Annotated in this window: 24 protein-coding genes; 6 read left to right on the top strand and 18 right to left on the bottom strand. The window is 49.6% G+C overall.

Annotated features, from left to right (window positions below):
- Window positions 1–28 precede the first annotated feature (28 nt).
- From O9139_RS12275 to O9139_RS12245, 7 genes are all read right to left on the bottom strand, one after another.
- A complete protein-coding gene (locus tag O9139_RS12275) occupies window positions 29–700 on the bottom strand; it encodes an AroM family protein (RefSeq protein WP_270879761.1) in 672 nt (223 codons plus the stop codon).
- Window positions 701–743: 43 nt separating this feature from the next.
- Window positions 744–1,691 carry a DUF1177 domain-containing protein gene (locus O9139_RS12270; RefSeq protein WP_270879760.1) on the bottom strand — a complete coding sequence of 316 codons (948 nt, stop codon included), beginning with the start codon at window positions 1,689–1,691 and terminating at the stop codon, window positions 744–746.
- A gap of 66 nt (window positions 1,692–1,757) precedes the next feature.
- A complete protein-coding gene (locus tag O9139_RS12265; protein ID WP_270879759.1) occupies window positions 1,758–2,819 on the bottom strand; it encodes a DUF917 domain-containing protein in 1,062 nt (353 codons plus the stop codon).
- A gap of 11 nt (window positions 2,820–2,830) precedes the next feature.
- Window positions 2,831–4,462: an OPT/YSL family transporter gene (locus O9139_RS12260; protein ID WP_270879758.1), complete on the bottom strand. Its 1,632-nt coding sequence runs from the start codon at window positions 4,460–4,462 to the stop codon at window positions 2,831–2,833.
- The gene (locus O9139_RS12255) at window positions 4,428–5,381 is read right to left on the bottom strand and encodes a DMT family transporter (protein WP_270879757.1); all 954 of its coding nucleotides are present in this window, start codon (window positions 5,379–5,381) and stop codon (window positions 4,428–4,430) included. Before O9139_RS12255 ends, O9139_RS12260 begins: the two co-directional genes overlap by 35 nt.
- Window positions 5,374–6,033: an aspartate/glutamate racemase family protein gene (locus tag O9139_RS12250; RefSeq protein WP_270879756.1), complete on the bottom strand. Its 660-nt coding sequence runs from the start codon at window positions 6,031–6,033 to the stop codon at window positions 5,374–5,376. Before O9139_RS12250 ends, O9139_RS12255 begins: the two co-directional genes overlap by 8 nt.
- Before the next feature lie 154 nt (window positions 6,034–6,187).
- On the bottom strand, window positions 6,188–7,732 hold the full coding sequence (locus O9139_RS12245) for a PucR family transcriptional regulator (RefSeq protein WP_270879755.1): 1,545 nt from the start codon (window positions 7,730–7,732) through the stop codon (window positions 6,188–6,190).
- A gap of 220 nt (window positions 7,733–7,952) precedes the next feature.
- Between O9139_RS12245 and O9139_RS12240 the strand changes: the two genes are divergently transcribed.
- A complete protein-coding gene (locus O9139_RS12240; RefSeq protein ID WP_270879817.1) occupies window positions 7,953–8,729 on the top strand; it encodes an NYN domain-containing protein in 777 nt (258 codons plus the stop codon).
- A 247-nt stretch (window positions 8,730–8,976) separates the two neighbouring features.
- Here O9139_RS12240 and O9139_RS12235 read toward each other — a convergent pair whose 3' ends face one another.
- Window positions 8,977–10,233 carry an MDR family MFS transporter gene (locus O9139_RS12235; protein WP_270879754.1) on the bottom strand — a complete coding sequence of 419 codons (1,257 nt, stop codon included), beginning with the start codon at window positions 10,231–10,233 and terminating at the stop codon, window positions 8,977–8,979.
- A gap of 187 nt (window positions 10,234–10,420) precedes the next feature.
- On the opposite strand from O9139_RS12235, the gene O9139_RS12230 reads away from it, so the two are divergent.
- From O9139_RS12230 to O9139_RS12220, 3 genes are all read left to right on the top strand, one after another.
- Entirely contained in the window at window positions 10,421–11,395 is a 975-nt protein-coding gene (locus O9139_RS12230; RefSeq protein ID WP_270879753.1) for an SDR family NAD(P)-dependent oxidoreductase, read from the top strand.
- A gap of 100 nt (window positions 11,396–11,495) precedes the next feature.
- Window positions 11,496–12,017, top strand: a complete 522-nt coding sequence (locus tag O9139_RS12225) for a TetR/AcrR family transcriptional regulator (RefSeq protein ID WP_270879752.1) — start codon at window positions 11,496–11,498, stop codon at window positions 12,015–12,017.
- A gap of 129 nt (window positions 12,018–12,146) precedes the next feature.
- A complete protein-coding gene (locus O9139_RS12220; protein ID WP_270879751.1) occupies window positions 12,147–12,773 on the top strand; it encodes a 50S ribosomal protein L25 in 627 nt (208 codons plus the stop codon).
- A gap of 67 nt (window positions 12,774–12,840) precedes the next feature.
- On the opposite strand, the gene O9139_RS12215 is transcribed toward O9139_RS12220, so the two are convergent.
- The 6 genes from O9139_RS12215 to O9139_RS12190 form a co-directional block, all read right to left on the bottom strand.
- Window positions 12,841–13,341 carry a GNAT family N-acetyltransferase gene (locus tag O9139_RS12215; RefSeq protein WP_270879750.1) on the bottom strand — a complete coding sequence of 167 codons (501 nt, stop codon included), beginning with the start codon at window positions 13,339–13,341 and terminating at the stop codon, window positions 12,841–12,843.
- Between the two features lie 113 nt (window positions 13,342–13,454).
- Complete coding sequence (locus tag O9139_RS12210) at window positions 13,455–13,694, bottom strand: S-layer homology domain-containing protein (RefSeq protein WP_270879749.1); 240 nt, start codon at window positions 13,692–13,694, stop codon at window positions 13,455–13,457.
- A 123-nt stretch (window positions 13,695–13,817) separates the two neighbouring features.
- The gene (locus tag O9139_RS12205; RefSeq protein WP_270879748.1) at window positions 13,818–14,393 is read right to left on the bottom strand and encodes a TetR/AcrR family transcriptional regulator; all 576 of its coding nucleotides are present in this window, start codon (window positions 14,391–14,393) and stop codon (window positions 13,818–13,820) included.
- A gap of 95 nt (window positions 14,394–14,488) precedes the next feature.
- A complete protein-coding gene (locus O9139_RS12200; RefSeq protein WP_270879747.1) occupies window positions 14,489–15,721 on the bottom strand; it encodes an MFS transporter in 1,233 nt (410 codons plus the stop codon).
- A 32-nt stretch (window positions 15,722–15,753) separates the two neighbouring features.
- The gene (locus O9139_RS12195; RefSeq protein WP_270879746.1) at window positions 15,754–16,785 is read right to left on the bottom strand and encodes an ROK family protein; all 1,032 of its coding nucleotides are present in this window, start codon (window positions 16,783–16,785) and stop codon (window positions 15,754–15,756) included.
- A gap of 85 nt (window positions 16,786–16,870) precedes the next feature.
- A complete protein-coding gene (locus O9139_RS12190; protein WP_270879745.1) occupies window positions 16,871–18,250 on the bottom strand; it encodes a DJ-1/PfpI family protein in 1,380 nt (459 codons plus the stop codon).
- Between the two features lie 189 nt (window positions 18,251–18,439).
- On the opposite strand from O9139_RS12190, the gene O9139_RS12185 reads away from it, so the two are divergent.
- Complete coding sequence (locus O9139_RS12185) at window positions 18,440–19,675, top strand: MFS transporter (protein ID WP_270879744.1); 1,236 nt, start codon at window positions 18,440–18,442, stop codon at window positions 19,673–19,675.
- A 107-nt stretch (window positions 19,676–19,782) separates the two neighbouring features.
- Here the strand turns inward: O9139_RS12185 and O9139_RS12180 are convergent, their stop codons facing one another.
- The 4 genes from O9139_RS12180 to O9139_RS12165 all read right to left on the bottom strand — a co-directional run bounded on the left by O9139_RS12180 (window position 19,783) and on the right by O9139_RS12165 (window position 22,542).
- Window positions 19,783–20,661: a serine/threonine protein kinase gene (locus O9139_RS12180; RefSeq protein WP_270879743.1), complete on the bottom strand. Its 879-nt coding sequence runs from the start codon at window positions 20,659–20,661 to the stop codon at window positions 19,783–19,785.
- 54 nt (window positions 20,662–20,715) lie between these two features.
- Window positions 20,716–21,180, bottom strand: coding sequence for a MarR family winged helix-turn-helix transcriptional regulator (locus O9139_RS12175; RefSeq protein WP_270879742.1), 465 nt, complete (start codon window positions 21,178–21,180; stop codon window positions 20,716–20,718).
- 106 nt (window positions 21,181–21,286) lie between these two features.
- Window positions 21,287–21,868 (bottom strand): histidine phosphatase family protein, encoded by a 582-nt coding sequence (locus tag O9139_RS12170; protein ID WP_270879741.1) that lies wholly within the window; start codon window positions 21,866–21,868, stop codon window positions 21,287–21,289.
- A gap of 188 nt (window positions 21,869–22,056) precedes the next feature.
- Window positions 22,057–22,542, bottom strand: a complete 486-nt coding sequence (locus O9139_RS12165) for a GNAT family N-acetyltransferase (RefSeq protein ID WP_270879740.1) — start codon at window positions 22,540–22,542, stop codon at window positions 22,057–22,059.
- Window positions 22,543–22,857: 315 nt separating this feature from the next.
- Here O9139_RS12165 and O9139_RS12160 point away from each other — a divergent pair, with 315 nt between their 5' ends.
- The gene (locus tag O9139_RS12160) at window positions 22,858–24,993 is read left to right on the top strand and encodes a GMC family oxidoreductase (RefSeq protein ID WP_270879739.1); all 2,136 of its coding nucleotides are present in this window, start codon (window positions 22,858–22,860) and stop codon (window positions 24,991–24,993) included.
- Window positions 24,994–25,020 lie beyond the last annotated feature (27 nt).

The following is a 25,020-nucleotide window of genomic DNA, read 5'->3' as shown; positions in this document are numbered from 1 at the left end:
TATACAATTTGGCATGCCATTCATATAATTAGATCATTTCAGATACTAATTTTGCCATAAGCGCATTCGACAAAACGACCGGCTTGCCGCTGATCTGCTGCACGAGCTCGCGTGCCTTCTCGGTGTAACCCATGCAATCCAGGAGAATCATATCTGACTTCGCCTTCAATTCATTGGCCGCTTTTTGGAAATTATTCTCGTCGTATTGATAAGGCGATGCAATGCCGAACACCGGGTGAAGCCCCAGCGGAGCATATTTCGGCTGCAGATTGTCCGTCTGCTCCGGCAGCGGCACCAACACGCCCAACTGACGGCCGCCTGCCATCGCTTTGATCGCCGGCGGAATAATCAGATCCGGTTCAATGAGATGAGCCGTATTCGTCTTCAGCCCCGGGAACACCCCCGTGCACAGAAGCAAGATTTGCGTGATGCCTGCCTCTTCCAGCTCGTAGATTTTCCGCTGCAGGATCGGCTGGATTTTCTCGCGCGCGAACACGACCGACTCGCCTGTTGTCAACCGGGATGTCAGCACGTAATCTCCTTGCTCGGGAGCCAGATTTTCTTCGATATACGACTTTGAAAATCCGTCCAATACTCCGACTTGCACCAATTCAGCGCGTCCTTCCAAGTACCGCTCTAAGATTGGGGCAACATCCGTGCGTGGCGCCTGACCAATGGTAATCATTCCCAAACGTTGCATAAGCCATTCCTCCCATCGTGTTCCGAAAAGAAAACCCCTGCGCTTAATCGCGCGGGGTGTTTTCTCCGCCGGTCTGCAAAATTTTCATCGAACCGTAAAGCTCTGTGATGCGGTTGAATTCGTCCTTATCGTAAAACTGGGTCGTGCCCCCGGTGAACTCCTTAGCCACTTCAACGGAGAACCGCACAGCCGTTGCAATATCAATCTCGTGACTGGCTCCTGTACCGCAACCCGGTACCGTCGACTGAGCAGTGATTGCTACGCCGACAACAGGCGCATCGGTAGCCACACAAGGCTGCAAAATGGAGTTGATATGATATAAGTCATTGCCGTATGGCGTAATATCCTGCGTAGTGATCGGGAACGTAACCGCCAATTGGCCGGTAGCCATCTCCATAAGGCGCACCAAGTCCTCGCTGATGCGGAGGATGTAGCCTTCTTTCACCGTCGGTGAAATGGCGATCCCTTTATGGTTAATCACGCGGTTGCCCTTGGTCGTATCGATGGACAAAATGGCTTCCATATCCGAGGTAACCTCGTGCTGGTTCATCGTCAAAATATCGACCGGCGAATCCATGAAATCGACCGGCTCATGCGGGCGCGTAGGTGCATCCGGACAAATGTGCGTACTGACGATGACATCACCCTTGAGGACGTCGCCCTTCACTTGCATGTCCGCCAGTTTCAATGCTGCACCAACTGCAGCCACAGCGCCGTCGGCGTCTGATACGAGTCCGATGCGGCTTGGACGCGCGCCGATGCCGCCAAGGCGGCCGATGATGCCGAGTGTCGGCGCTTGACCGCCCTTGCTTTTGCCTTCGCTTCCATGAATGACAATCTTGACAAAGTCCGTAGAACCCTTCTCACCGTCCACTTCATTTACAGTTATAGATACAGTAGGATAATCTGCGAACAGCTCCTTGATCGCTGCTCCGTTGACATTGGCACTATCCATTGCTTCCAGTACGGTCATGGTGTGTTTTAAAGACATTTGTACGTTCCTCCATCCAAGTTCTTATAATCTGTTAGATACACGCTGATAAAACTTTTAAAACTTTTAAACCAAATAAGGAATAATCGATCGCTTGACGATCTCTTCAACCGGTTTTAGCAAATTTTTGTTGTACATCGTGGTGCTCAGCAGCAGCTGCTGCTTCGGAACTGTGATGACAGCGACTTGCTGCCCCTTTTCCACTGCAGCTGTTACGATCGGCTTGGCCGTCTTCGCATCCAGCGTCATAATCAGATCAGGGAACGTGCAGAACCGCTCGCCATCCTTCTCCAAGGTCATATATTCGTTCCAGAACGTCATTTCATATTTGCCATCGATCCAAACCGTGCCCACGTCGAACCCGCCAGTCGTCTCCAGCGCGAAGTCTGTAACGGTTCCCATCGTCACGACTTGGCCGCCTAGCTTGCTGACAACAGCTTCGATCGCCGCCTCGCCGGTTTGCGACAAGAGCGCTTCACCGACTTGAATCGCCTGCGAAATCGCGCCCGGCGCACCGTTCATTCGCGCATAACCCGCAGTCACCGGGTTTCTTGCCACAGCCACGAGGCCGCCCGCTTCTACGGACGCCTTGCGAATCATGGACGCGGAACGCTCAAGTGAACCGGAAATGCTCATCTCGACATAATTGGCGTCCTTGCCGCCTACACCGGCTTGATGGGAAATATACCCATCCAGCTCAGACAAATTCATAGAGCCCATAGCCCCGGTTGGATGGGCCCGCCCGTTACAGGCGAAGTCCACCAACGGGATCCCGGTGATCGCGGATTGGAACCATCCGTTGACTGTCGTTCCAGCGCCATTCTCATTCGTATGGAGACCTTGGATCGGTCTGCCGATTTTTTGCGAGAGCATTTCCAGCGCTTTGGCGTAGTGAATGGGCATAACGAACTGGTCTTTGGCTGCGGGCGCCCCAACCATGGAGACGGTGACGAACAGATCATCCTCCGCAAACTTGTCGATTGGGGTAAGCTCGATCTGCCCGACTTCTAAAGCCAGACGGCCGATCTTGAGTCCTTCCTCGATCCAGCCACCACCGCCGCCACCTAGGACGGCTCCGCCGTAAACCGCGTATTCAACCATTTTTGCATCGATCTTGATGTTCCCCAAAGCGTTCGGCCTCACTTTCTGAATTTAAATATCGAGTTGAAGAAGCTATAGAGCGCGTCACCGGCAATAAAACCTGCGGCCAGAATGCTCATCGGTGTCTCGGCTTCTTTCTTCCAAATGCGAGTCACGATAATCCGGATTACGATACCTGCCAACACCGCCCAACAAGCATTAGGCGTAAGAATTAACAGACCAGTGGCAAACAAAACGCCGATCTGACGGCTCGGCCCGCCAATGAACTGAAGAATAGCGCCTGGGATCGCCCAAAGCAGCAGCTGCTTGGCAATTTCCGGTGAAGCGCCGGCTTTGATCGTGGATACATACACTTTATCAATCGGTGGTACAAGATTTTGCGCAAAATAAGTTTTGTAAGTCACAATTACCGTCAATAAAGCCACACCAAAAGCGATCATACCTGTAATGTACTGCTGTTTTCTGCCGGCAAGCTCATATTCAGGGTCCGCACCGTCACCACGCAAAATATGTCCTGTCTTGAGGTCGTATCCCATGTCCGCGAAAGCCGGACCTGTCGAGGCGCTGAAACCTGCCAATAGTGCCAGGGCTACCGGCGGGAAGCCGATCAGCATACCGAACAATAACGTAATGAAAGCGACGGCAAAAGCTGGGAACCAGCCGGAGTGCATCGCCGCAATCCCGACGATCAACTCATGAACGAACGCTGCAAATGCGGCGAAGAACAAGAACCCGATAAGCATGCCAAGCGACATCTTCGTCAGCAAACCGCCGATAATCGCGATGATTAGTGCAATAATCAGGTACGCCACGAAGCCGAAGCCGAGTGCGCGTTTTGCTTCTTTGATCGGACGCGTCAGGACGGCGCCGTCGGAAGTTGCAGCCGTTTCATGGGCGGCCTTATTGTCAGCAGCTTTGTTCTGTCTGCTGAAGATCAGAATCGAAACCTGGATCAGCGCAACAATGCCGGCGCCAATCATCGTGCCGTGCGCGATATACAGGCTGTTGACATCGACATGGAACCACGGCACCGAATATTGGCGAAGCATAAGACCGAGGCCGAACATCGTCAGCGCCCAAATGTTCCCGATGAACGCCACGCCGAAAGCCGACATCGAAATGTGAAACCACGAGCCGATCAAGCCGATTGCTGTCCCGACCCCTAGCAGGCCGGCACGCTTGCCGCCCTTATCGCCAGCAAGAATCGATTCAGCCGTCGCAACCCCTGGCGCCCAAGTGCCGGAAGCTGGAAACAGCTTGGAATCGAAAATTTTATACAAAATGCCGGCATCCACGAACATCGCCAGAGCGGCCCCTATCAGCATCGGCACGATTAACTCCGGTGTCCCCATAGCAAATGGAATGCCGATCGGAATCAGCAGGCTGTTCGCCGCCCCGAACGTAGACGAGGAGATCGATGTTTGCACAAGGTTTTGCCGGTGAACGGATTTATATTTTTTGAAAATCTTGATTGGAATTCGCGCAATCAGCATGGCCACCAACGCCCCGATAATCGCCGTATTCGGCGTCACGCCAAGCGTTGTAACGATTTGCATACCGATGATAGCGCCAATCACAGCTGTTACGATGTTTAGAATTAAGGCGAATGGTTCAAAAATTCTGGGGTGTTTCTTCTCATTTCCCTCTTGCTCCGTTTGATGATTTTTCACTGACAATCCCCCGTTTCATCTTTTGAAAAGCGATTTCTTTAAAAAAACCTTTTTGCCATGTTCCAAACATCACACCAATGAATACAAGGGCTGCTCCGGCAATTTTGCCCGTAGATATCACATGACGGAAAACGATAAGATCGAGAAGCATCGTCATCAGGGGCTGCAAGTTCAGCAAAATTGCGGCTTTCGACGCTCCGACCGTCTGCATCCCTTTATTCCACCACACGTTGGTTAACCCCTGTGCGATGAGAATCGAGCCCAAGGCAAGCCCCCAAATCCAGAGCGAATGATGCCACTCTATCTTTGAAAATGTGAAAACGAATGGATCGAACAGCAAGCTGCTAAGCGCGAAACAGTACACCGTTACGATGAATGGAGATAAGCCGCTCGACAGGATACGTACGAAGATCAAGTTGCACGAAAAGGTAAACGCCCCGCCCAGCATCAGTAAATCTCCTGTATGCATATGAAAACCGGTAAGTCCCAGCGCCATCGATAACCCTGCGGTTGCCACCAGACAGCCTGCAATCATTCGCCAAGTAATCTTCTCCTTGAGGAAGAGCGCCGCAAGCCCGGCAGTAATTAGCGGAGAAAGCGTAAAGATTAATGAAGCATTGGTTGCCGTCGTCCGCTGCAAGCCTTGGTAGAGGAAAACCTGATTGGCGATAAGTCCGATCGTTGCAGACAACAGCAGGAGCAGGAATTGTTTGCGGTTGATCGGAACAACGATCTTACTGACAAAAGCCCAAATCAGAAAGACGATCCCGATCACCGTCAAGCTGAGCGCTGACAGAAAGTAAGGTGAAAATTCCTGCAATAAAATTTGTCGTGAAATATAGTTCAGCGACCAAAAAAAGACACAAAGAATGAGGAGTACGTAAGACTTAAGCGACGAGTAAACCTTGGTGTCAGCCAACGGTCTGCCCACTGTTCAGCTGCTTGTAGAACGTGGAGGCAAATAAGCCCTGTGCTTCGACCGCATCGATCACAAGCACGTTCAGTTCCTTCCTAAGAACGTCGGCCAGACTAATCGTAGAGAAGCCCGTGCAGGCGAAGACGATCACTTCCGTCCCTTGCTCCATCAAGCTGCGCGCTGCCTCAATCGCCTTGTCGCGTCCCGCCGGGGTCATCAGGTCTGTCGTATTGGTCACGCCTTCCGGCCGGATGGAGGTGACCAGCAGGTCGCCGAGCAGCTGCTTCATCGCGATCGGCACGTCTTCCGTAATGCCCATGACGCCGACCTTCTTGCCGATCGATAGCGCCATGTGCGAGGCGGCGCTTCCGGCGCCGATGACCGGAATGGATACGTTGGCGCGCAGCTGCTTGATTGCCGGGTCTGCCGCACAGCTGATAATAAGCAGCTTGCATCCTTCGGCTTCCAAAGCTTGTCCGAGCGCCACAATTTTGGGAATAGCCAGCTCTTCCGTTTCCTCATTAAAAATGCCAAGCGGTTGATCCGGAATGCACTTGCTGATAACAGGCACCCCATAGAGACTAGTGATCATGCTGCCGTGCTGTTCCAGCACTTCTTCATTGGTCGTTGTCAGAACGCGAATTAGACCGATCATCGTTCTTCATTCCTTCCCTTTAGGGTGGCTTAGTGTTGACTTTGTTACGAATTTATTAATTATTAGTTTAATCTCTATTAAATGTGACAACAATGTGTCGAAACACCAAAATGAACAAAAGCTTATTGTGCTGAGAGCACAATAAGCCTTTTGTTCATTCCGTTTTATTTAAAAGGTAAAATGCCGTGCACAAGTAATAAACAAACCGGTTCAAAGGGTTGTCCAAATCAAGATTCGCAATCTCTTTTATTCGATCTATCCTATATTTGACAGAATTTCTGTGAACATACATGCGATTTGCAGTCTCGATCAGACTGCCGCCGGTCGCAAGGTAATAATAAAGCGTTGTCACAAGATCCGACCCGTTCTCTTTGTCGTAAAGTGACAATCTGCCAATTTTCTTATCAATCAGCGGATGGAAGTTCACGTAATCCGAAGCTTCCAGGAGCAGATGGAACATCTCCACCTCTTCAAAAGTGAACATCTGCCGGTTCTTATCCAGTCGCGATCCAAGGGCTATCGCTTTCTTCGCTTCCTTGTAGCTGCGATTAACTTCCAACAGCGGCTGTTTGCCGCCGAAGCCGCAGCGGATCTTGCCATCTTGCTCGAAAAACGGCCGCAGCATGTCGCTCCAGTCTTTGAGCGCCTCCATGTCGTGGGCCTGCTTTTTCACAGGAGCGTCCGGTGCGGAGGCGAGCAGCAGCAAGAGCCGGTTCGCCTGCTGCTGGAAGTGGGCGCGGACTTTGCGCTTGGCCGATTGCCGGTTGACGAGTTCAATCACTTGCGCAAACAATGGAGCTGTATCGCCGGGCACAGCCGCTTCGCCTTCGATCAGGCACACCTCCCACAGCCATTCCGGCTGTAAGCCAAGCTGCTTGCCTTTGTTCTCTACCTCTTGGTTCGTGAGCGGCAAGCCCATTAACAACTCCTCGAACAAAGTTCCCCTTAGCCTCTGTTCGGTGTCGTAAGCCGTTTTTCTGCGCATAAACTCCAAAGCAAATACCAGGCGTGCCTGTTCGATACAGACAAACTCCAGCTCATCGAGCTCTTGCTTGCCGACAACAAGCCGGCCGACAAACTGATTGTCCACCGTGACGTCCCATTGCCTGCTTATCATGGAGGGCTCGTAAGACGCGGTTGCAGGTGAGGAAACGAGCAGCTCGCCGGTATTGCCGAGCACCCAGATCGGGCATTTGACCAGCTTCGCCACGTTGTCCGCAACGACCTGAATGCCGCTATTGCTAAGCACGAGATTGGTCAGCGTCTTGTATACCTCTTCCGACCTTCGCAGCAGCGCAGCTTGCTTGTCCAAAATTTGTTCCATCACGGTGTACGTAATGTCTATGTACGGTACCCCGTTCGGTATCTGAATAATCGGGAGGTGATGCTTGTTGCTTAAATCGATTGCTGCCTGCGGAATGCCGTTCATGAAACGCTCGGGCTTGATCCCCAGGGCAGCGGCTCCCGTCTGCGCCAGCTGCTCGACCAGATTCAGCAGCAGCTCGGGGTCGTGCCGGATGGAATAGCCCGTCGTCAGGATAAGCTCGCCTTCGCGCAACCACCCCTTCACATCCGGCACTTCCATAATATCTATGTATCGCACAATGCGATGGAGTCCCTGTTCACCGCTGACTAGCTTAGCATTCTTCAGAATGGGCAGCTTCAACAAATCCTCAACAGTAAGCCCTTTGAATTTCATGTCATTCACCTGCTTCGCCAGATTGGTTTCAACTATTGTAACATAGGGGTATTTGTTTTGTTAGAGATGGGGGTGTGGAGCTAATTGTTAAAATAAACCACATTTCTCCGCTACATCGAATCCCAGCCTTTTTATAATGAGTTATCAGAATCATAATTAGAAGGAATTTCCATTATATGCATTGAATAAGTGGATGGAATGGAGGTTGTTATCCTTGAAGGTGGCCATTTATGTAGACTATGATAATTTGTATAAGAGATTAAAAAGTTACAATATCCATCCTGTCAGAGACCTTAATTTCTTTCAAAAACTCACTGAAAAATTTAGAAATTCCGGGCATGATGTAATTAAATTTATTTCATTTGCTAATTTTGAAGACTCCGATTTTGAAGCAGTGGATCAAACTAAAATTCATAATTTTGGAGTAGATGTAAGGCACTGTTCCCTTGATGGCAAGAGCTCAACAGATATTGAGATGACCGTTGAGATGATGAGGGATCTATACAAGGATGCACGAATCGAGGCTTTTGTAATTATTTCAAACGATAGAGATTACATCCCAGTAGTTAAGTCAATAAAAGCAGAAGGAAAGATCACTTATACGTTGACAACCAAAAATGGAGTTAGCTCAATTGTAAATGTTTTCTCAGATTATCATCAGTTCTTAGAAGACTTGTTTGATATATTTATTGACATCTCCGCATTTGACGAAAAAGATATTTTGTCTCAGAAAGCCTTCGATGTCTCAAGTTTCTTTTATAAATCAAAATTCTGGGAACGGTTTAGGGAGTCAGGTTCTCCTGTAACACTTAGAGGGTATGCTATACAACTAAAGAGAACTTTTCGCGATTCGCAATCTAATATCGAACATTACTTTCACCATGCACACATTTTAAAGTATATTGAGATCGTTGAAATTGAAGGTGTAAAGTATTTAAGAGGTGGAAGTCGTATTCATGAATTCATTAGTGAGGATGATAAATCAGTTGCACTCTAAAATTTTCCATGATATAATTACCAATAATTAACTACCTAACTACATAACTACGTTTGATCAAAAAGGTCTCTTACACCACGTACGAGGCCTTTTTTGTTTATGCCTAAAAATACTTTCATTACCCTCGATTGTTCACAAGCTATGATAGTCCGAATTAGAGTTAGGATTTGCTTCATTTCATATAAAAAAAGCCCGCCCCTGGCTTACCAAGTGCGGACTCCCTTTCGCAGCTATGCTAAAACGATAATCAAACGCTCTGCAGCGGCGCCGCCGTGAATCGCTCCCCTTTTTGATAGCACCAAGTGCTTAGTAGTGTGAGCACGCCCATGGCGATAAATAAAGGCAAAATCCCGACATGCGTCAGCATCGGCAGCCCGATGGACGGGCCGAGAAAGCGTCCTAAGTCGCGGAAGTTTTGCGCGCCGAAGTAGGCGCCCTTCAGATGACTGGGGGCGATGCGATCGGTCAGCGTGTTGCCCGCCGGGAAGCAGAGCACCTCACCGATGGAGAACACGACCATGGCGCCGACCATCGTCCACGGCGTGTGCGCTAAGGCAAAGCCGACGCCGCCAAGCGCATACAACCAGTTACCCACTTTGACCGAGGCTAAGGGGGAGCGCTTTTCCATGTACAGACTGATCGGGTACTGGCAGCATACGACTGTGATGGCATTGGTCGTCATCAGCATCGCATAGAGCCAGACGCCATTCTCGAAATGATCCTCCACATATGGCGAAATTGTCGTTAATTGTGTGTATGTAAACTGCATAATGATACCGCCCAGCAAGAAAAGTCCCAAAGCGCGATCGTGCGTGACGACTTTCCAGGCGTCCCCGATTTTGGTGCTTCCGCTTTGCTTTTCAGAGGCTGTGGGGGTTACCCCATATTTTTTTAACAGGATAAAAAGAAAACTGCCGTACACCAAATAAAAAGCTCCGGTAACGATAAAAGCAATCGCCCCGCCGACAAACCCGCCGGCTGCTCCCAGAACCGGACCGATCGCAAAACCGGCATTGTTGGCAATGTACCGGATTGAATACGCACGATAACGCTTCTCAGGCTCCGTTAAGTCACTGATCATCGCTACGGACACCGGTTCGAAGCAGGACCGGCATATGCCATGCAGCAAGTTGAGCGCGACGAACAACCAGGCATAAATATTGACGGCAAAGCCAAAAAAAACGATCGACCATGCAAATAGCGCGAATAACATAACCCGCGTGCGCCCCCACCGGTCGGACAACGCTCCGCCGAAGAAGCCGAATATCATGCTGGACAGCGAAGCTGAACCGACGCTAAGTCCGATTGCGGTCGCGCTCATGGTCGAGTGCTGAGTCAAATAAATGGCCAAAAACGGAACCGTCATCGAAGTCGCAATTCGAGACAATGCCGTTCCGATGAACAATTGAATGACAATGGGATGAAATCCAAAATTCCAAGAGGCTCTGACCGGATCTTGCGTAGTCGGAGCCGAATTGCTTAATTCAACGGGATTGTTGCTCATGATCGTTCTCCTTTGCAGCCATGAGGAAATGAATGATGACGCGGAGCGCGCAATAGTGTAAATTATGCTCCTTCTTTAATGAATTGTAAATGCTATTGTGCGTAAAAATATTTGTTATTGACCAATCAATAACAGCATGATACGATGATTACATGTTAGTGATTGATCAATAACTAAATGGAAAGGGATGATACCATTGGAAAAAGCAATTGTTATTGGAGCAACAGGCGGTACGGGCGCAGCGATCACGGCAGAATTGGTCAAACGAGGGATCCGCACCATTGCATTTGGACGTTCACAGCAGAAATTGGCGCAGCTTGCAGTCAGGCTAGGCTCCCCCAAGCATTTGACACTTGCCGTTGGTGATGCCATGCGTCCTGAAGAAATTGCTGCTGGGGCAGGTGACGCAGACGTGTTGTTCCACTGTGCGAATGTCCCCTACCACGAGATGGTGAGCAAGCTCATTCCGCTTGGCGAATCGGTGATGGAGGCGGCCGAACGGCTTGCGCTGAAAGTGGTGGCGATTGACGGAATTTATCCTTACGGGCGTAGGCGGATGGATCTGGTGACGGAAGACCACCCCAAACAACCGCACACGATAAAAGGCAAAGTGCGCTTGGAGTACGAGCGGATGCTGTTCAGCAAGCGGTGGACGCAAGCCCAGACCATGATTGTTCGCCTGCCCGATTATTATGGACCTACGGCTAATGAAGCCTCGTATTTAGGTTCAACCCTGGAAGCGATAGCGGCTGGCAAAATGGCTTTTTTCATCGGCAATATGCACGTTCCCCGCGAATACGTCTACTTGCCGGATGCAGCTGCGATGGTGGTCGAACTTGCAAACCATGACTCCGCCTTTGGACAGAATTGGAATATTCCTGGAGCCGGGCTTATTTCGGGGCGGGAGATCGTGCGCTTGGCACAAAAAGCTAGCGGCTACGTGAAGCCTGTCATTCCTTTGAAAAAATTAGCGCTGTCGTTGATCGGTATGAGCGAACCCGTGATGAAAGAAATTGTCGAGATGCTTTATTTGACGGAGCAGCCGCTGACGCTAAGCGGAGTCAAATATGAACGGTTCATCGGACCGATCATCGCGACGCCGGGTATTGCCGCGACTGTGACGGCTTTGCAGGAAGAGAAAAAGGCTTCTTTTGTAATTTAGTTATTGATCAATTAATAACTTATCCTGTTGCATTGTTATTATAGCAGCTGTATACTGAGCTTAATTATTGATCAATCACTTTCCTTAGGAGGAGACGAGGTTGGCTAAAACCGAAGCACAGTCTACGAATCGCAAATTGGAAATCATCTCTGCGGCGATCGAAGTTTTCGCGGAAGTCGGATATTACCGGGCTACGACGGCGCAAGTTGCGGAACGCGCGAGCATTTCGCAGCCTTATATTTTTCGTTTTTTCGCGACCAAAGAAAGTCTGCTATTAACTGCGCTGGAAGTATCTTGGTCACGGGTCATCGAGTCCTTCCGCAAAGTACTGGAGACGAGTTCGCCGGAATTGCTGGAGACCAGGTTAATCCTGGAATACGAGCATATACAGGCGCTGCACCTGAATGAAATTTTGCTGCAAATGCAGGCGCAGACGATGCGGGAAACATCGATTCAGGAGACGATGCGCAGCGGATTCAAGGAAGTCCGTGAGATGGTCCTGAATGCCTTCCGGGAGGCCGGTATCGATAAGCCCGAAGAGCGGGCGATGCTGTTCCTCGCCCGTGGCATGCTGTGCAACGTTGCTGTCGCGCTTCATATGCCTGAATTGATGAAAGGCTGAGCGTCTGCAGCTGTTATTTCTGGATGGAACCTCCAAAGTTGGGCATGCTATGAACTAGCTGTTACTCACCCGGTTGTGCGAGCCAGACTCCACGGGATACCGGCTAAACTTTAGGAGGTTTTCTTTCATATGGCTGTCTCTTTACAAGCGGAAGTCCGCAAACAAGCAACGAAAGCAGAAATTAAACAATTGCGCGCCGAGGGAAAAATTCCCGCTGTCGTGTACGGCAAGAAAACGGCGGCTACGATTCTCACGGTTAATTTGAAAGACTTGCAAGCCGTTCTTCGGCAAAATCCTCATGCCATTATTGATTTGGCTATCTCCGGCTCCAAGAACCAGCCGGTCATGATTACAGAAATTCAGCGCAATCCGCTGAACCGCCGGGAGCTGTACCATATCGACTTCCATCAGATTAATATGGATGAGCCGATTAAAACCGTCGTTGCGCTGGAGTTTACCGGCGATGCGATCGGTGCGCGCGAAGGCGGCATTATGCAGATTCTGATGCACGACATCGAGATTCGTTGCATGCCGAGCCAAGTTCCGGCTTCCATTCAAGTCGATGTATCGAACTTGGGGCTCGGGGACAACCTGCACGCCAGTCAAATCACCATACCAGCCGGCATTGAACTGAAATCCGACCCGAATGATATCCTCGTGACGATTCTTGTGCCGCAGAAGGAAACAAAAACAACAGAGACCGAAGAACCTGCTGCTGAAGCGGAGACGGCTGCTGAGGCGGTTACGGCTGGTTAGCCGAAAGAAAGGCCTGAAGTCATGCCAAGAGGCCCTGCGCCAAGCGCAGCGGCTTCTTTGTGTTATCCTATATTTCTTTTTCCATAATAAAATCATCCATGACAAAGCCGTTCCCAATATCCGCAACTTGTTCCCTTACGGTCTTGAAACCTTTTTTCTCATATACGGCGATACTGGATGCGTTATAACGATTAACCGTCAGCCAAATATGGCTTGCGTTTTGTTCTTTGCCCAATTGCTCAAGAAAAGCCATCGCTTGGCTGGCAACCCCCCGTCCCCGGTGCTCCTTGGCTACATAAAATTTGCTTAGGAACATCTTCCCCGCCTCTTGCTTGACCGACATATAGCCGACTGCGGAACCGTCATGCTGGATCAAGTAATAGTGGTAGCCCTGTTGACGGATCTGATCGCTAATCGCCGCAATGGATTGAAACTTATCAACCATGTAATCAATCTGCTCGATGGTTATTAACGATACATAATATTCGCGCCATATTTCGGCCGCCAACCGGGCCACTTCAGAGATTTCCCCCTCTGTGTTCACGTGCAAAAATGAAAGCTGCTGCATGATCTCTATCCGCCTCTCCTGGATCTTTCCTTACAGGATAGCACAATGTTTAGGCGAAAAAAAGAAGATGTCCCCCGCCACATGCAAAGCATAGGGACACCTTCTATCAAAGATTAATGACCGTTAAACGCTCGGAATACGGCCGTGACCGCTTCCGCACGGGTCGTTTGCCCTTGAGGCATAAACGTTCCGTTTGCATAGCCATCCATAATATGGTTGGCGGATAGTGTAGCTACAGCATCTAGCGCCCACTGCGCAATGTCGGCCTGAAGATAGGCGTTGGTTTGTTCAGCAAGGCCATGCTGCAGTCCTTTCGTGAACCAGAATGGCGAACCGTTCTCATGCGGAATCAAAGCCGCGATCTCTGCGGCGCGCGCGGCGTTTAATTCCAGTTGTGTGAGTTTTGTTCAGGAATCTATGTAGATCTCGCTTCGTTAAACGAATGATCGTTTATTTACAGCTTATAAATAATGCCATTAGCTTCTAATGGCATCCCAGCTTAATTGAACGTAAAGCTTAAATTCTTCATCAATATCGGTCAATTGTTGATTATGATACGCTTTGGCGAGTTGCACCAAAGGCTGATAACAGTACGAAAGCAACAGCTCCGCTTTCATAGGCTTCAACTTGCCGTCCTGTATTTGCTTTTCAAAATGACGAAACAAAGGCTCGAACATCGGTGAAGTTGCTTCATCCAAACACAACTTGTTCATTAGTGGCGACGTCGAGAATTGTTCCAAGAAGAGGAACCAATCTTTATTCTCGATCATGAAGGCCAGCGAATTTGTCATAAACATGTGGCAGAGCTCTTTGGCATCCATATCTTCATGGACATTCATGACCATGCTTCTGCTAAGCTTTTCTTTTACACTTAAATAAAGCTTGAGTAATAAATCCTCCTTGCTCTCATAATAAACATAAATCGTTGATGATGAAAGTCCGGCTCGCTTGGCGATCTTGGACATTGAAATATCAACGAAACCAATCTCGTTAATGAGTTGGATGGTAGAATCGAATATCGCTTGATTTTTATTTTCGTCTTTGCGTCTCATGCCACCTACGTTAAACGATCATTCGATTAAAATCAAGACACTTCCAGACAATGTTCAGATCCGATTATTTTTACGGCAAAGACTTATCGATAAGCTTAATCAAGAAACATGGCCTTCGACTTTGTTGGATTCAGCAAGATGCGGTTGACTTGCTCTGCGCTCACCAGCATCAAGATCAGGAATCCCAGCAATACAAAAGAGAACAAAGATATACTCGTCTGCGTAGCGATGAATCCGAATAAGGGCGGAAGAAAGGTGCTGCCCGTATAAGCCGTAGCCATCTGATACCCCATTAGCTTCGCTGAATTTTCCTTCCCAAACCGCGCCGGCGTTTCATGAAGCAGCCCTGGATAAATCGGAGCAAGCCCGAAGCCAATTAATATGAGCCCAACCAGGGAGAACTTGCCAGGCAATGGCAGCAATAGGATGGCTGCGCCGGCAATGGCAATCAGCTGACCGCAGCGGATTAATACACGATTGTGAACTTTCAATGTAATAAAGCCGGTAACGAACCTTCCAAACGTAATGCCTGCATAGTACAAAGAGATCCATAAAGCTGCCGTTTCAGCTGAAATATGTCTTGCACCGACCAGATAACTAGCCCCCCATAACCCTGCCGTACTTTCAACCCCGCAGTATAGCAAAAAGGAAATGAGCGTAAATTTGACACCTGCGATGCCAAGGATATTCGTTCGGGCACTTCCACCTGACGCGTGGAGCATAACGTCACTCTGCTCAGCCAGCCCCCCATCCGGAGCATGTTCCGGCTTACGACGAAGGGCGATTCGATTCCAAAGTGGCAGCGAAACCAATAAAATAATGACAAGTGCAAATTGTATGATGGATACCGCTGTATAGCCGCTCCGCCAAGAGTTATGACCGGCTAGATAAGCTGACATAATAATCGGTCCCAGTGTTGCTCCCACGCCCCAAAAGCAGTGTAACCAGTTCATATGATGCGCCTGATAATTTTCTGCTACAAAATGATTCAGTGCCGCATCCACAGAACCTGCGCCCAGACCTAGAGGAATAGCCAGAATAATGAGCCAGATTAGCGAAGGCGCCATTGAGAAGCCCAGCAGCGCTCCCGCCGTCAGGAAGCAGCTTATGAGCGTAACTTTGCCCGTCCCCAATCGCTGCACGATACTCCCGCTTGCCAAACTGGATACGATTGTGCCTCCCGCTACAACCATGGATAATAGTCCGGCAGCGCCGACAGAAGTACCTAAGTCAGGCCACATGACCGGCCAGGCTGAACCGAGCAATGAATCGGGCAATCCCAAGCTAATGAATGCGAGATAAATAATAATTAGGAACCAAGTTGCCATCGAATATCTCCTTCTCCTTTCAACATCAATCTTTATCTTCGTTTTTCCACCAACTGCAGCGAATAGGACAGGCTCTCCAGCGTCATCGTAATTAATCCGAACATATAGTCCTCATCCGGATTCTGCAGTAACATCAACTGCGGCATATGCATATCCGGAATACAGCTCAGACATGCCTGGCGGATCCGCTCTACATCACCAGGCTGCATCAGGCTTCCCGTCAAAGCGACCGTCGCCGGATTCATGATAGCGATCAACGAAGACACCGCATGAGCCGCTAAAGTATGAAACGTAGTGCGATCATGCAGCTGCCTCAGCTGCTCCTCCCGGGACATGCCGTACGGCAAAAAAGCGATCTCCCCGGCAAATCGGGTACTCCCCCGGTGGATGCGCCCATCCACCATAAGGCCTGCTCCCGGCAAGCTGCCCTCAATAAAGGTCGCAACAGCGACAGGCTGATCTTCTTCATAATCCTGTTTCTGGTAAAAGCCGTAGACCGTCATGTTCATGTCATTTTCCAATATGACCTCTATCCCATATTTGTCGCGTAAGTAAGCTTCCAGCTCCACGTTCACGAGCTCAGGAATATCGCCCAGATTAATGACCCCGTGATTCACGGCTCCTGGAACACCGATCCCGATCGCCCGAATCTGCGGATATTGCGAGATGAGTCTAGCAGTCACCCGATCGATAGCTGCCGTATCCATCAGAGCACTCTCTTCGCATCCTCGTTCCACTGCCTCACCAGCGAGATTGGCTACCAGGTATTCCAAGGAATGAACGTTCACGCCAGCTCTAATCACCATGCATCCAATATAAGAAAAGTTCACGTTATATTGATACACTTTAGCCGGCCGGCCTCCGTTCGATTCCTCGACATTCAATTCCAGCAGCTCTCCGCTGGCCAACAGGTCATTTAGAATGCTGCCGCAAGTAGCTATACTTAAGCCAGTGGCCATCGCCATGGCAGACTTCGTCGCTTGTTTCATCGTTTTGAGCGTCTGCCGGACCAGTTCCTCGTTCATTTTCTTGACGCGAATCGTATTGTTGATTATCGGGTTCATCAAGGAGTCCACACCTTCATCTTACTTTTGATAATACTTTTAATAAGTATTATGATAAATGATTTCGCTTTATGTGTCTAACGCTTTATCTCATAGAACGAGCACTAACCTCTAGTCCTCTCTTTATGTTTCGAATGAATCGTCTATCTATCCAAAGTGTAATCAGCAAGGCAGCTAAAATAAGCAAAACCGGCGTACTGAACGCTTCATAGGAAAAAGGGTTGCCTTTCAGGTTAAGATGGGTCGCACGGTATTCCAACCGTTTGGCGCCGTACTTGGCGGTAAGGACATCCTCTTGTTTGGCTAAATCTTCAAGCGGAGCGTCAAACATGAACCGGCCAGCTGAGCCGCTATGAATAAACTCCGGTGCCACATGGTCACCTTGTTCTATCCACTTTTTAACATCCGCAGCAGCTAAAGTCTCCGCCTCCACACCCGGAACGAACAAGCGATCCAGCTTCGGCGCATTGGTCATTTGATATCTAGTGACAAGATTAAGGTGATACTTCGTCACGATCGGCTGCTGGGAATCGGAGATCGTAGATAACTTCGTCGTTCCGGAAGCGGCATAAGTATCAAAAATCGTCGTAAGTGTTCCGTCATCCATCCCGTTATACAACAATACCCCTGCGCTTTTTTTGTTCCAGTGGAATGCCTGGTTCAACGTAAATACGAGTTCCGTTCGATCCACATGATATGGGTCTACTTGCGGATTCTTCACAAAAGAATAAAACGGGTAATTCAGTTCCTTCGCTATTTTCTCCGCCATCGGTTCGCCTAATTGCTGTGAAATCACATAGAGGATGGCATCGATGCCCGAAGTCAGCGCTGCTGAAGAAACGATGTTCCCGTCAACGACATAACGCACATCTCTTCTCCATTTTGTATCCGGATACTTATCGGTTTCATGGTAATCAAAGCTTTTCCAGTCGGTAATCGCTTCTTTTCCTTTTAATAGGCCTGTATCCGCCAGATTCAGCCCGCCGGCGCAAATGCTTATCAGCTTCGTATCCGCATGTTTTTGGATCCATTCTCGCACAGGTTTATACTTGGCCTCGTCGACCATCGGCATGGCCGGAATGACAATGAGGTCGGGACTTTTGCCTAATAGGCGATCCAGTTCATCAAAGGAATAGTGGGGGAGCAGGTCCAAACCGCCGGAGAGTGTTTTTACATTTTTGTCCGGGGCAACGGCATATACGTTATAAGATTCGGTCATGGCGAACATCTCATAAGGCACCATGAAATCGAACACTTCAGTCGTCGGATCGGATAAAAGAACAGCTACTGTAGGCTTATTCGGATTGTGCTCAGGGATGCTCACATTTGATAAAGCAGGCATCGGTGTTGGCCGAGTGGGGAGCCAATAGCCATGATTGGAGTGAATGTACCCATAGGCACCGCTCCCGCCGAAAAAGATAACGAACAAAATGACAAAAATAATCATACGTAAAAATAGCTTCATCGCTGATTCTCCTCTAACTTAAATTTTCTCGCTAGGCTGCCATCACATCGTTGCATGGAATTTTATGTAATTAAATTACCATACCCCCCTTGGGTATGTCAATGAATGTTTTTTATTCAATTCAATCGCCGGCTTGGTCGATGTTATGTTATAATCAACACGTTTAAATCATCGAAGGAAGTGATCTTCTTGGACGATGCAAATCGTTTCGCGATGAAGCGGTCCTATTTTACGAATTTTTGGATAGCCCGGTTTTTTTCTTCCATTGCTTTCCAAATGGCCTCTGTAGCCATCGGTTGGCAGATGTACAACCTGACGCATGACGCCTTCAGCCTCGGACTTGTGGGATTGGCGGAATTCGTCCCCATGGTCCTGCTGACTCTGATTGTCGGGCAAGTCGCCGACCGTTTCGACCGTCGGAAGATCGTCGTGATCTGCCAGGTCGTCGAATGCGCCTTTCTCGCTTTGATGCTGGTAGGAAATTTGGGCGGGTGGCTCGGAAGCAGCCAAATCCTGCTGGTTGCCGCTATTCTCGGCGCTTGCCGCGCGTTTGAAGGGCCGGCTTCTTCCGCTTTTTTGCCACAGCTTGTCTCCAAGGAGATGCTGCCCAAGGCCATCGCCTGGACCACCTCCACTTGGCAGACATCGTCCATCATTGGCCCGACGATTGGCGGCTTGCTGTTTGCCATTAGCCCCAACTTGGTGTATGGCACCGCGGTTGCGGCTTTATTGGCCTCGGCCGTGCTTATTTCTTTCATTCGCGTAGAACTCCGCGTCCGGAAGGCGGAACCGGTCTCCTTACGTACGATATTTTCGGGCATCGAATTCGTATGGCGTCACCCGATGATTCTCGGCACGATATCGCTTGATCTATTTGCTGTGCTGCTTGGCGGTGCGACGGCGCTGCTGCCGATTTTCGCCCAGGACATTCTCCACACAGGGCCTTGGGGGCTTGGCTTGATGCGGACAGCTCCGGCCATCGGCGCATTATTGATGTCGCTTGTGCTCGCCCGCTACCCGCTGCAAAAGGCGGCAGGTCCCGCTTTATTCGGAGCGCTGGCGGTTTTTGGCTTGGCGACGATCCTTTTCGCGGTTTCCACCGACTTGACGGTATCCTTAGTTGCTTTGTTCCTTACAGGAGCTTCCGATGTGGTCAGCGTTGTGATAAGGTCTTCCTTAGTTCAGCTGCATACCCCCGATGAGATGAGGGGCCGGGTGAACGCGGTCAACTCCCTATTCATCGGAACGTCCAATCAACTTGGCGAATTCGAGTCGGGAACGATGGCAGGGTTCTTCGGAGCGGTGCCGGCGGTCATTATCGGCGGTATCGGCACGCTTGCCGTCGCTGGGCTATGGATGATCCTGTTCCCGCAATTGCGGCGACTGCGCGGGCTGACCGGCAGCTTGGAGAAGAAGTCGGCATGAAAATAAAATGAAAATAAACACCTTTCATTGTGGCGAGTGGGCTTAGGCTCACTTTGTTGGCCAGGTGAAAGGTGTTTTTTTGTTTGTCGGCTGAGAGGAACTCGCCTTTACCTATTCATATAATCTATAACCGCCAAATCCCAAGCCGCCTTAAACTCCAACACTGTGCCATATCGATTCCCTCTATCCGGATCAACGGATTTTAAAGCGATCTCGTAAAGTTCCTCTCCTGCTTCCCAATGTTCAAACGAACGGTCAAGCTCTCCACCAAGCACAGCAAACGCCAATGCGCCCATGTTAAAAACGTTGGTACAACCGTCGATTTCAGCACCTAGCAAGAATTCTTCAGGAGACATAAAGCGTGAAGAGCCCCACATTCTTCCCATTGTATTGACATAAGGTCTTCTTTGATAGAGATCAATATCACATATTTTTGTCTCATTTTTGGAGAAATCGTACAGCAGACTTCCATCATAAAAGTCAATGGCAACAAAACCTTTTTTCTCTACAAATTCATGAAAAGTAAAAATGCGATCCAGCGAAAGTAACCTCTTGGCCACGAACAAATGTTTATACCTATAAAATGGAGATCTCGGGTCTCGGTATTTCGCCGGAGGCGGAAACGACCAATGGGGGTGCAGCGTTTCGCCGTCAAACCATTCAAACACTGCGGCATAACCAGAGCCAACTTCGTAATGATCGACAAGTTGAATTAAAGAGGGGTGGCTTAGTTCACTATAAAGGGGCATAGCGTTTTGCAAATGATGAATGGCTTCTTGAGGATCGCCTGTGAAAGCTGTACCTCTGGCACCTGCATATTTGATGAAAAATTTACCGTTATTGTTCTCAATGCCAAAGCTAATATTGCCGGAATCCTGCTGGGCAAAGACATCAAATACTCGCCCTATTTTCGAAAGCCAGCCAAAATCATGATCTTCTTGGAGCACGAATGTTACATCATCGATTGTAACGATTGGATTGTGCATCTGCTTCCTCCTATTCCCCATACATCATTGCCTGCAGGCTCAGAGGTAATTTAGTCAATACCCACTCTCCACCAACCTATCTAATAACTCCCTCTGAATTCGAAGCAAAGCTTGAATATCGTCATCAGACATTTTTTCTAATGCGTATAGCATGGCTTTGTAAGAGATTGAACGCTTGCTTGAACGCTTCGACACTTCTTCTCCTTTAACCGTTAAACTTACCTGCACTTCTCTTCGATCTTTCTCAGAATAGTTCCTTTCAATTAAACCCATCTTCACCAATTTATCAACACCAACACTTATCGTACTCTTGGATGAGACAAGCCTTTCCGCCAACTCTTGTTGCGTTAATTCAGGAAATGCGAATAACGTATTCAAGATCGATAATTGTTGCAATGTCAGCCCAAAACTCTCCGCATTCTTGCTAGTAAATTTAGCTGTTGTCTTGTTAATCGCCCATAAGGACTGGTACACTTCCTGTACTCGTTTAACTTTGGGATCGTTGAAATTCAGTTCCATTCAGGGCACTCCTCCGCAAAATAGTTCATTTGTAAACTGTTCGTTTATAAACCATTTTACTTCAGATAAAGATAGAAATAAATATTTGATCTTTCGTTTTTCGCCTTTAGCATTTCCATAGTCGCTCTACAGACGCTAATTTCTTATCTACAAATTCAAGTTTATAAATATCAGGTTTGCTTGTTTGCTGCCAAAATTCAAATCCATAGGCAGAGTCAAAATAATTCAATATAATCGTCATGATATTCCCATGCGTACCAATAACGATTCTCTTGTCTTCATAGTCATCCAATAATTTCATAATAATCGGTATAGCTCGCTCTTGAGCTTGCCTTGTTGTCTCACCTTCGGGCATACAAAAATCAATATCTGCAAACGATTTTTCAATAGCCATTCGCAATTGTTCATCCGGTACCGGATGTTTCAAGGTGGCAATTGATCGTTCCACCAGTTCGTCGTATGGGATAATTTCTTTCTGTAATAATTCTGCTAGCGGAGTGACCGTTTCTTTGGCTCGATGATAGGAACTAGAAATGATGACATCAATGGCTTCGCAGCACAATAACTCAGCGACTTTCTTGGCATCAGCTTGGCCTTGATCATTGAGACTTGCGCCACGTGCTGTTGATTCAAGCTCAACTGAAAAAGGGGCAATCCCATGCCGAACAAAATAAATGTAGGTTGACATCCATCATTCCCCTTAAGGTTCGATAATTCCAGCCATCTATAATAATACCGTAAGGAGCTGGAAACAGCCCCCCTTACTTAAATGATGTTTTCAAGCGATAACGCCACCATTGATGTGGTGTTTTTTGTTTTTGCTGTTAGCGCTGGGAACAAAAAAAGACCCTCAGCCACAGGCTGAGCGTCTACGTTTTACAGATAGGCAACCATTGTGACCGATGTGCCCACCACGCCAACCTCTTGAAATCCGAAGCTTCGATACAATCGGGCTGCCGGCAAATTACCCGGATCTACGCTCAATGAGACTCCCTCCACGCCGTTAGCTTTCAGCTCATGGATAAGCGCTATCATCAATGCTTTTCCAATACCTTTTCCACGATAGTCAGCCCTTAATGCCATGCCAAGTTCCGGAATATCATCACGGACATAACCGAAACCTTTATTTTCTTCACTATAGTAACGAGCTGTAATAGAACCGACAGAGTGACCTTCCTTATTCACTGCAACGAAACCTAGATCCCCATTCCTCCCCCAGCCTTCTACATACTTAGATAAAAAAGGTTCTAAAATCATGTTTCTGCTAATCGGGGCCTGGCCATCGGGCACATATAAAGATTCATACAACATTTCCCATAAAAAGGGGACATCCTGCTCGGTTACTGGGCGGATAGTAAACATATTCGTTGACAGCTCCTGGTTATAGACAATTTTAATTTCGGTGCGTTTCGTTTAATCTTATAACTGAATGATATGAATGAACACGGATAAAATTAAATTAACCAAAATTCCCCATTACAAACAGACCGCTACATATGCCCGGCTACGTTTTTATCTAGCTGAAAACCCACTGCAGGTGTTACACTAAATCTTGGAAGTCTGTAAGTCCTACATCCCCTGATAACAATTGCGGCGAGATCACCAACGAAGTGTAAGCGCTTTAAACTTTCACCTTATGCACAGGGACGATCGAGAAAGTTAAAGGAGAGATGGTTTATGAGGATGAGTTTGGATTCGAGCAAGGTGCAGGCGATCTTGGAGGCGGTCGTCGATCGGATGATTCCGGGGGACGCTTGGCCATCGGCAAGCGCGAATGGCGTCTTGACCTACCTGGAACGTCGCGCCGGCGAGGATATCAATACCTGGGTTGAATGGATTGAACCAGGACTTCTTGCGCTGGATGCAGCGGCGAGGGCCCGCTATGATCAACCATTTGCAGCACTGTCCACTGACGAGCAAGATACATTGTTACGCGACGCGGAACATGAACGTCTTAGCGGATTTACCGCCGTTTCACAGCAGTTGTTTTTTTCCACGCTGTTGAGTCTGGTTGTTGAGGGTTATTACGGCAGCCCAGGTGCCGGCGGGAATCCCGAGGGGAAGTCGTGGGACATGGTCGGTTTTCGTCCCGGCCCCGTTCCAGGCTCCGGCCAAGAAGAACCGGTCCTGGAGAGCGATTTGCCGCAGATGAACCTCGATCAGCTCAAGGACCGGTACGATGCGATCGTTATCGGAGCTGGAGCCGGCGGCTCGGTAGCTGCGGCAGTACTGGCCGAATCGGGACAACGCGTACTCGTGGTTGAGCGCGGAAATTGGCTCCGATACCACGAAGTCGGCAGCGATCATGTGCGCAATCATCGTTTTAGCAAGTACGGCCATAACACGGGGCCTGAGCTTACGGGAAATCCTCGTACGGTTCTATTGGCCAACGGAGAAGAGCGGATTACGGCCCCTTTTGAGGGCGATTACCATAATAACGCAATGACAGTCGGCGGCGGCACACGCGTCTACGGTGCGCAAGCATGGCGGTTTCATGCGGACGATTTTCGGATGGCGACTCGCTATGGGATTCCAGATGGCAGTTCACTCCGTGATTGGCCCATCCGTTACGAAGATCTCGAGCCGTATTACGAGCGGGCGGAGTGGGAAGTCGGCGTCTCCGGCGACGGGGATGCCCATCCCGGACGAGGCGCCCGGCGTCGCCCTTATCCAATGCCAGCGATGCCGAGAACGCTGGAAGCCGAGCGTTTGGCTCAGGCTGCAGCCAAATTGGGTTGGAACGCGGGGCCGGTGCCGCTGCTCATCAACTCGGTCGAACGCGACGGCCGCCCGGCCTGCGGACGCTGCGGCCAGTGCGTCGGCTTCGCGTGTCCGACCAACAGCAAGAATGGCGGCCACAATACGATGTTATTGCGGGCGATCAAGACCGGCAATTGCGATCTGATTTGCAATGCCATCGTGGAGCGCATCGATACCGAAGGCGGCAAGACCGCCACAGGCGTTCGGCTTGTGCAGGAGGCGCCCGGCTCGCCCCAACAACGCCGTCAAATCCGTTCCGGACACGTCGTGGTCGCAGCCGGAGCGATCGAAAGTGCACGCTTGCTGCTCAATTCGGCAAGCGACGCCGAGCCGCAAGGGATAGGCAATCGGCACGGGCAGGTCGGCAGGCATCTTCAGGGGCACGTCTATTCGGGCGCCTACGGTCTCTTTGATGAGCCGGTGCAGGACGGCCTTGGACCAGGGGTGAGCATTGCCTCCTTCCAATTTGCCCATGGGAATGGAGGCGGCATTATCGGAGGCGGGATGCTCGCCAACGAATTTACAAGGCTCCCGCTTATTCATTGGAACCGGGCGCTTGCGCCGGATGCCGACAGGTGGGGGAGCGCAGGCAAAGCGATGATGCGCGATAGCTACCTGCGCACCAGTCATATTCAAGGTCCTATCCAGGATATTCCAAATCCCGAATCCAGAGTACGGCTCTCGCCGAAGGTTAAGGACCGCTTCGGCCTCCCTGTGGCGCAGCTCTCGGGCGGCGTCCATCCCGAGTCCTTGCGAGCCGCCGCCATGCTCGCTGAGCAAGGCGAGGCTTGGCTCTGGGCCGCCGGTGCAACCCGGGTATGGCGCACTGTGCCGGGGGGCGGGCTCAGCGCAGGGCAGCATCAGGCCGGGACCCTCCGCATGGGAGACGATCCTGCGACATCCGTCACCGATCCCACGGGCCGCATTCACGGCTACGACAATCTTTGGGTGAGCGACGGCTCTGTGCACGTGACGAATGGCGGGGTGAATCCTGTGCTGACAATTCTAGCCTTGGCTTTCCGCACGGCAGAAAATCTCGTGAAACAAGCGTAGCTGCTAAGCTACAAAAGAAAGCTGACC

It is taken from the genome of Paenibacillus aestuarii (assembly GCF_027789125.1).
Taxonomy (GTDB): Bacteria; Bacillota; Bacilli; order Paenibacillales; family NBRC-103111; genus Paenibacillus_E; species Paenibacillus_E aestuarii.
This window is presented reverse-complemented; position numbering and strand designations above follow the sequence as displayed.

Bases quoted from the DNA above. Each gene is read 5' to 3' on its own strand.
- O9139_RS12275 (WP_270879761.1), bottom strand. From the start codon at position 700: ATGCAACGTTTGGGAATGATTACCATTGGTCAGGCGCCACGCACGGAT.
- O9139_RS12270 (WP_270879760.1), bottom strand. From the start codon at position 1,691: ATGTCTTTAAAACACACCATGACCGTACTGGAAGCAATGGATAGTGCC.
- O9139_RS12250 (WP_270879756.1), bottom strand. From the start codon at position 6,033: ATGATCGGTCTAATTCGCGTTCTGACAACGACCAATGAAGAAGTGCTG.
- O9139_RS12245 (WP_270879755.1), bottom strand. From the start codon at position 7,732: ATGAAATTCAAAGGGCTTACTGTTGAGGATTTGTTGAAGCTGCCCATT.
- O9139_RS12235 (WP_270879754.1), bottom strand. From the start codon at position 10,233: ATGAGCAACAATCCCGTTGAATTAAGCAATTCGGCTCCGACTACGCAA.
- O9139_RS12230 (WP_270879753.1), top strand. From the start codon at position 10,421: ATGATACCATTGGAAAAAGCAATTGTTATTGGAGCAACAGGCGGTACG.
- O9139_RS12220 (WP_270879751.1), top strand. From the start codon at position 12,147: ATGGCTGTCTCTTTACAAGCGGAAGTCCGCAAACAAGCAACGAAAGCA.
- O9139_RS12215 (WP_270879750.1), bottom strand. From the start codon at position 13,341: ATGCAGCAGCTTTCATTTTTGCACGTGAACACAGAGGGGGAAATCTCT.
- O9139_RS12205 (WP_270879748.1), bottom strand. From the start codon at position 14,393: ATGAGACGCAAAGACGAAAATAAAAATCAAGCGATATTCGATTCTACC.
- O9139_RS12200 (WP_270879747.1), bottom strand. From the start codon at position 15,721: ATGGCAACTTGGTTCCTAATTATTATTTATCTCGCATTCATTAGCTTG.
- O9139_RS12195 (WP_270879746.1), bottom strand. From the start codon at position 16,785: ATGAACCCGATAATCAACAATACGATTCGCGTCAAGAAAATGAACGAG.
- O9139_RS12190 (WP_270879745.1), bottom strand. From the start codon at position 18,250: ATGAAGCTATTTTTACGTATGATTATTTTTGTCATTTTGTTCGTTATC.
- O9139_RS12180 (WP_270879743.1), bottom strand. From the start codon at position 20,661: ATGCACAATCCAATCGTTACAATCGATGATGTAACATTCGTGCTCCAA.
- O9139_RS12175 (WP_270879742.1), bottom strand. From the start codon at position 21,180: ATGGAACTGAATTTCAACGATCCCAAAGTTAAACGAGTACAGGAAGTG.
- O9139_RS12170 (WP_270879741.1), bottom strand. From the start codon at position 21,868: ATGTCAACCTACATTTATTTTGTTCGGCATGGGATTGCCCCTTTTTCA.
- O9139_RS12165 (WP_270879740.1), bottom strand. From the start codon at position 22,542: ATGTTTACTATCCGCCCAGTAACCGAGCAGGATGTCCCCTTTTTATGG.
- O9139_RS12160 (WP_270879739.1), top strand. From the start codon at position 22,858: ATGAGGATGAGTTTGGATTCGAGCAAGGTGCAGGCGATCTTGGAGGCG.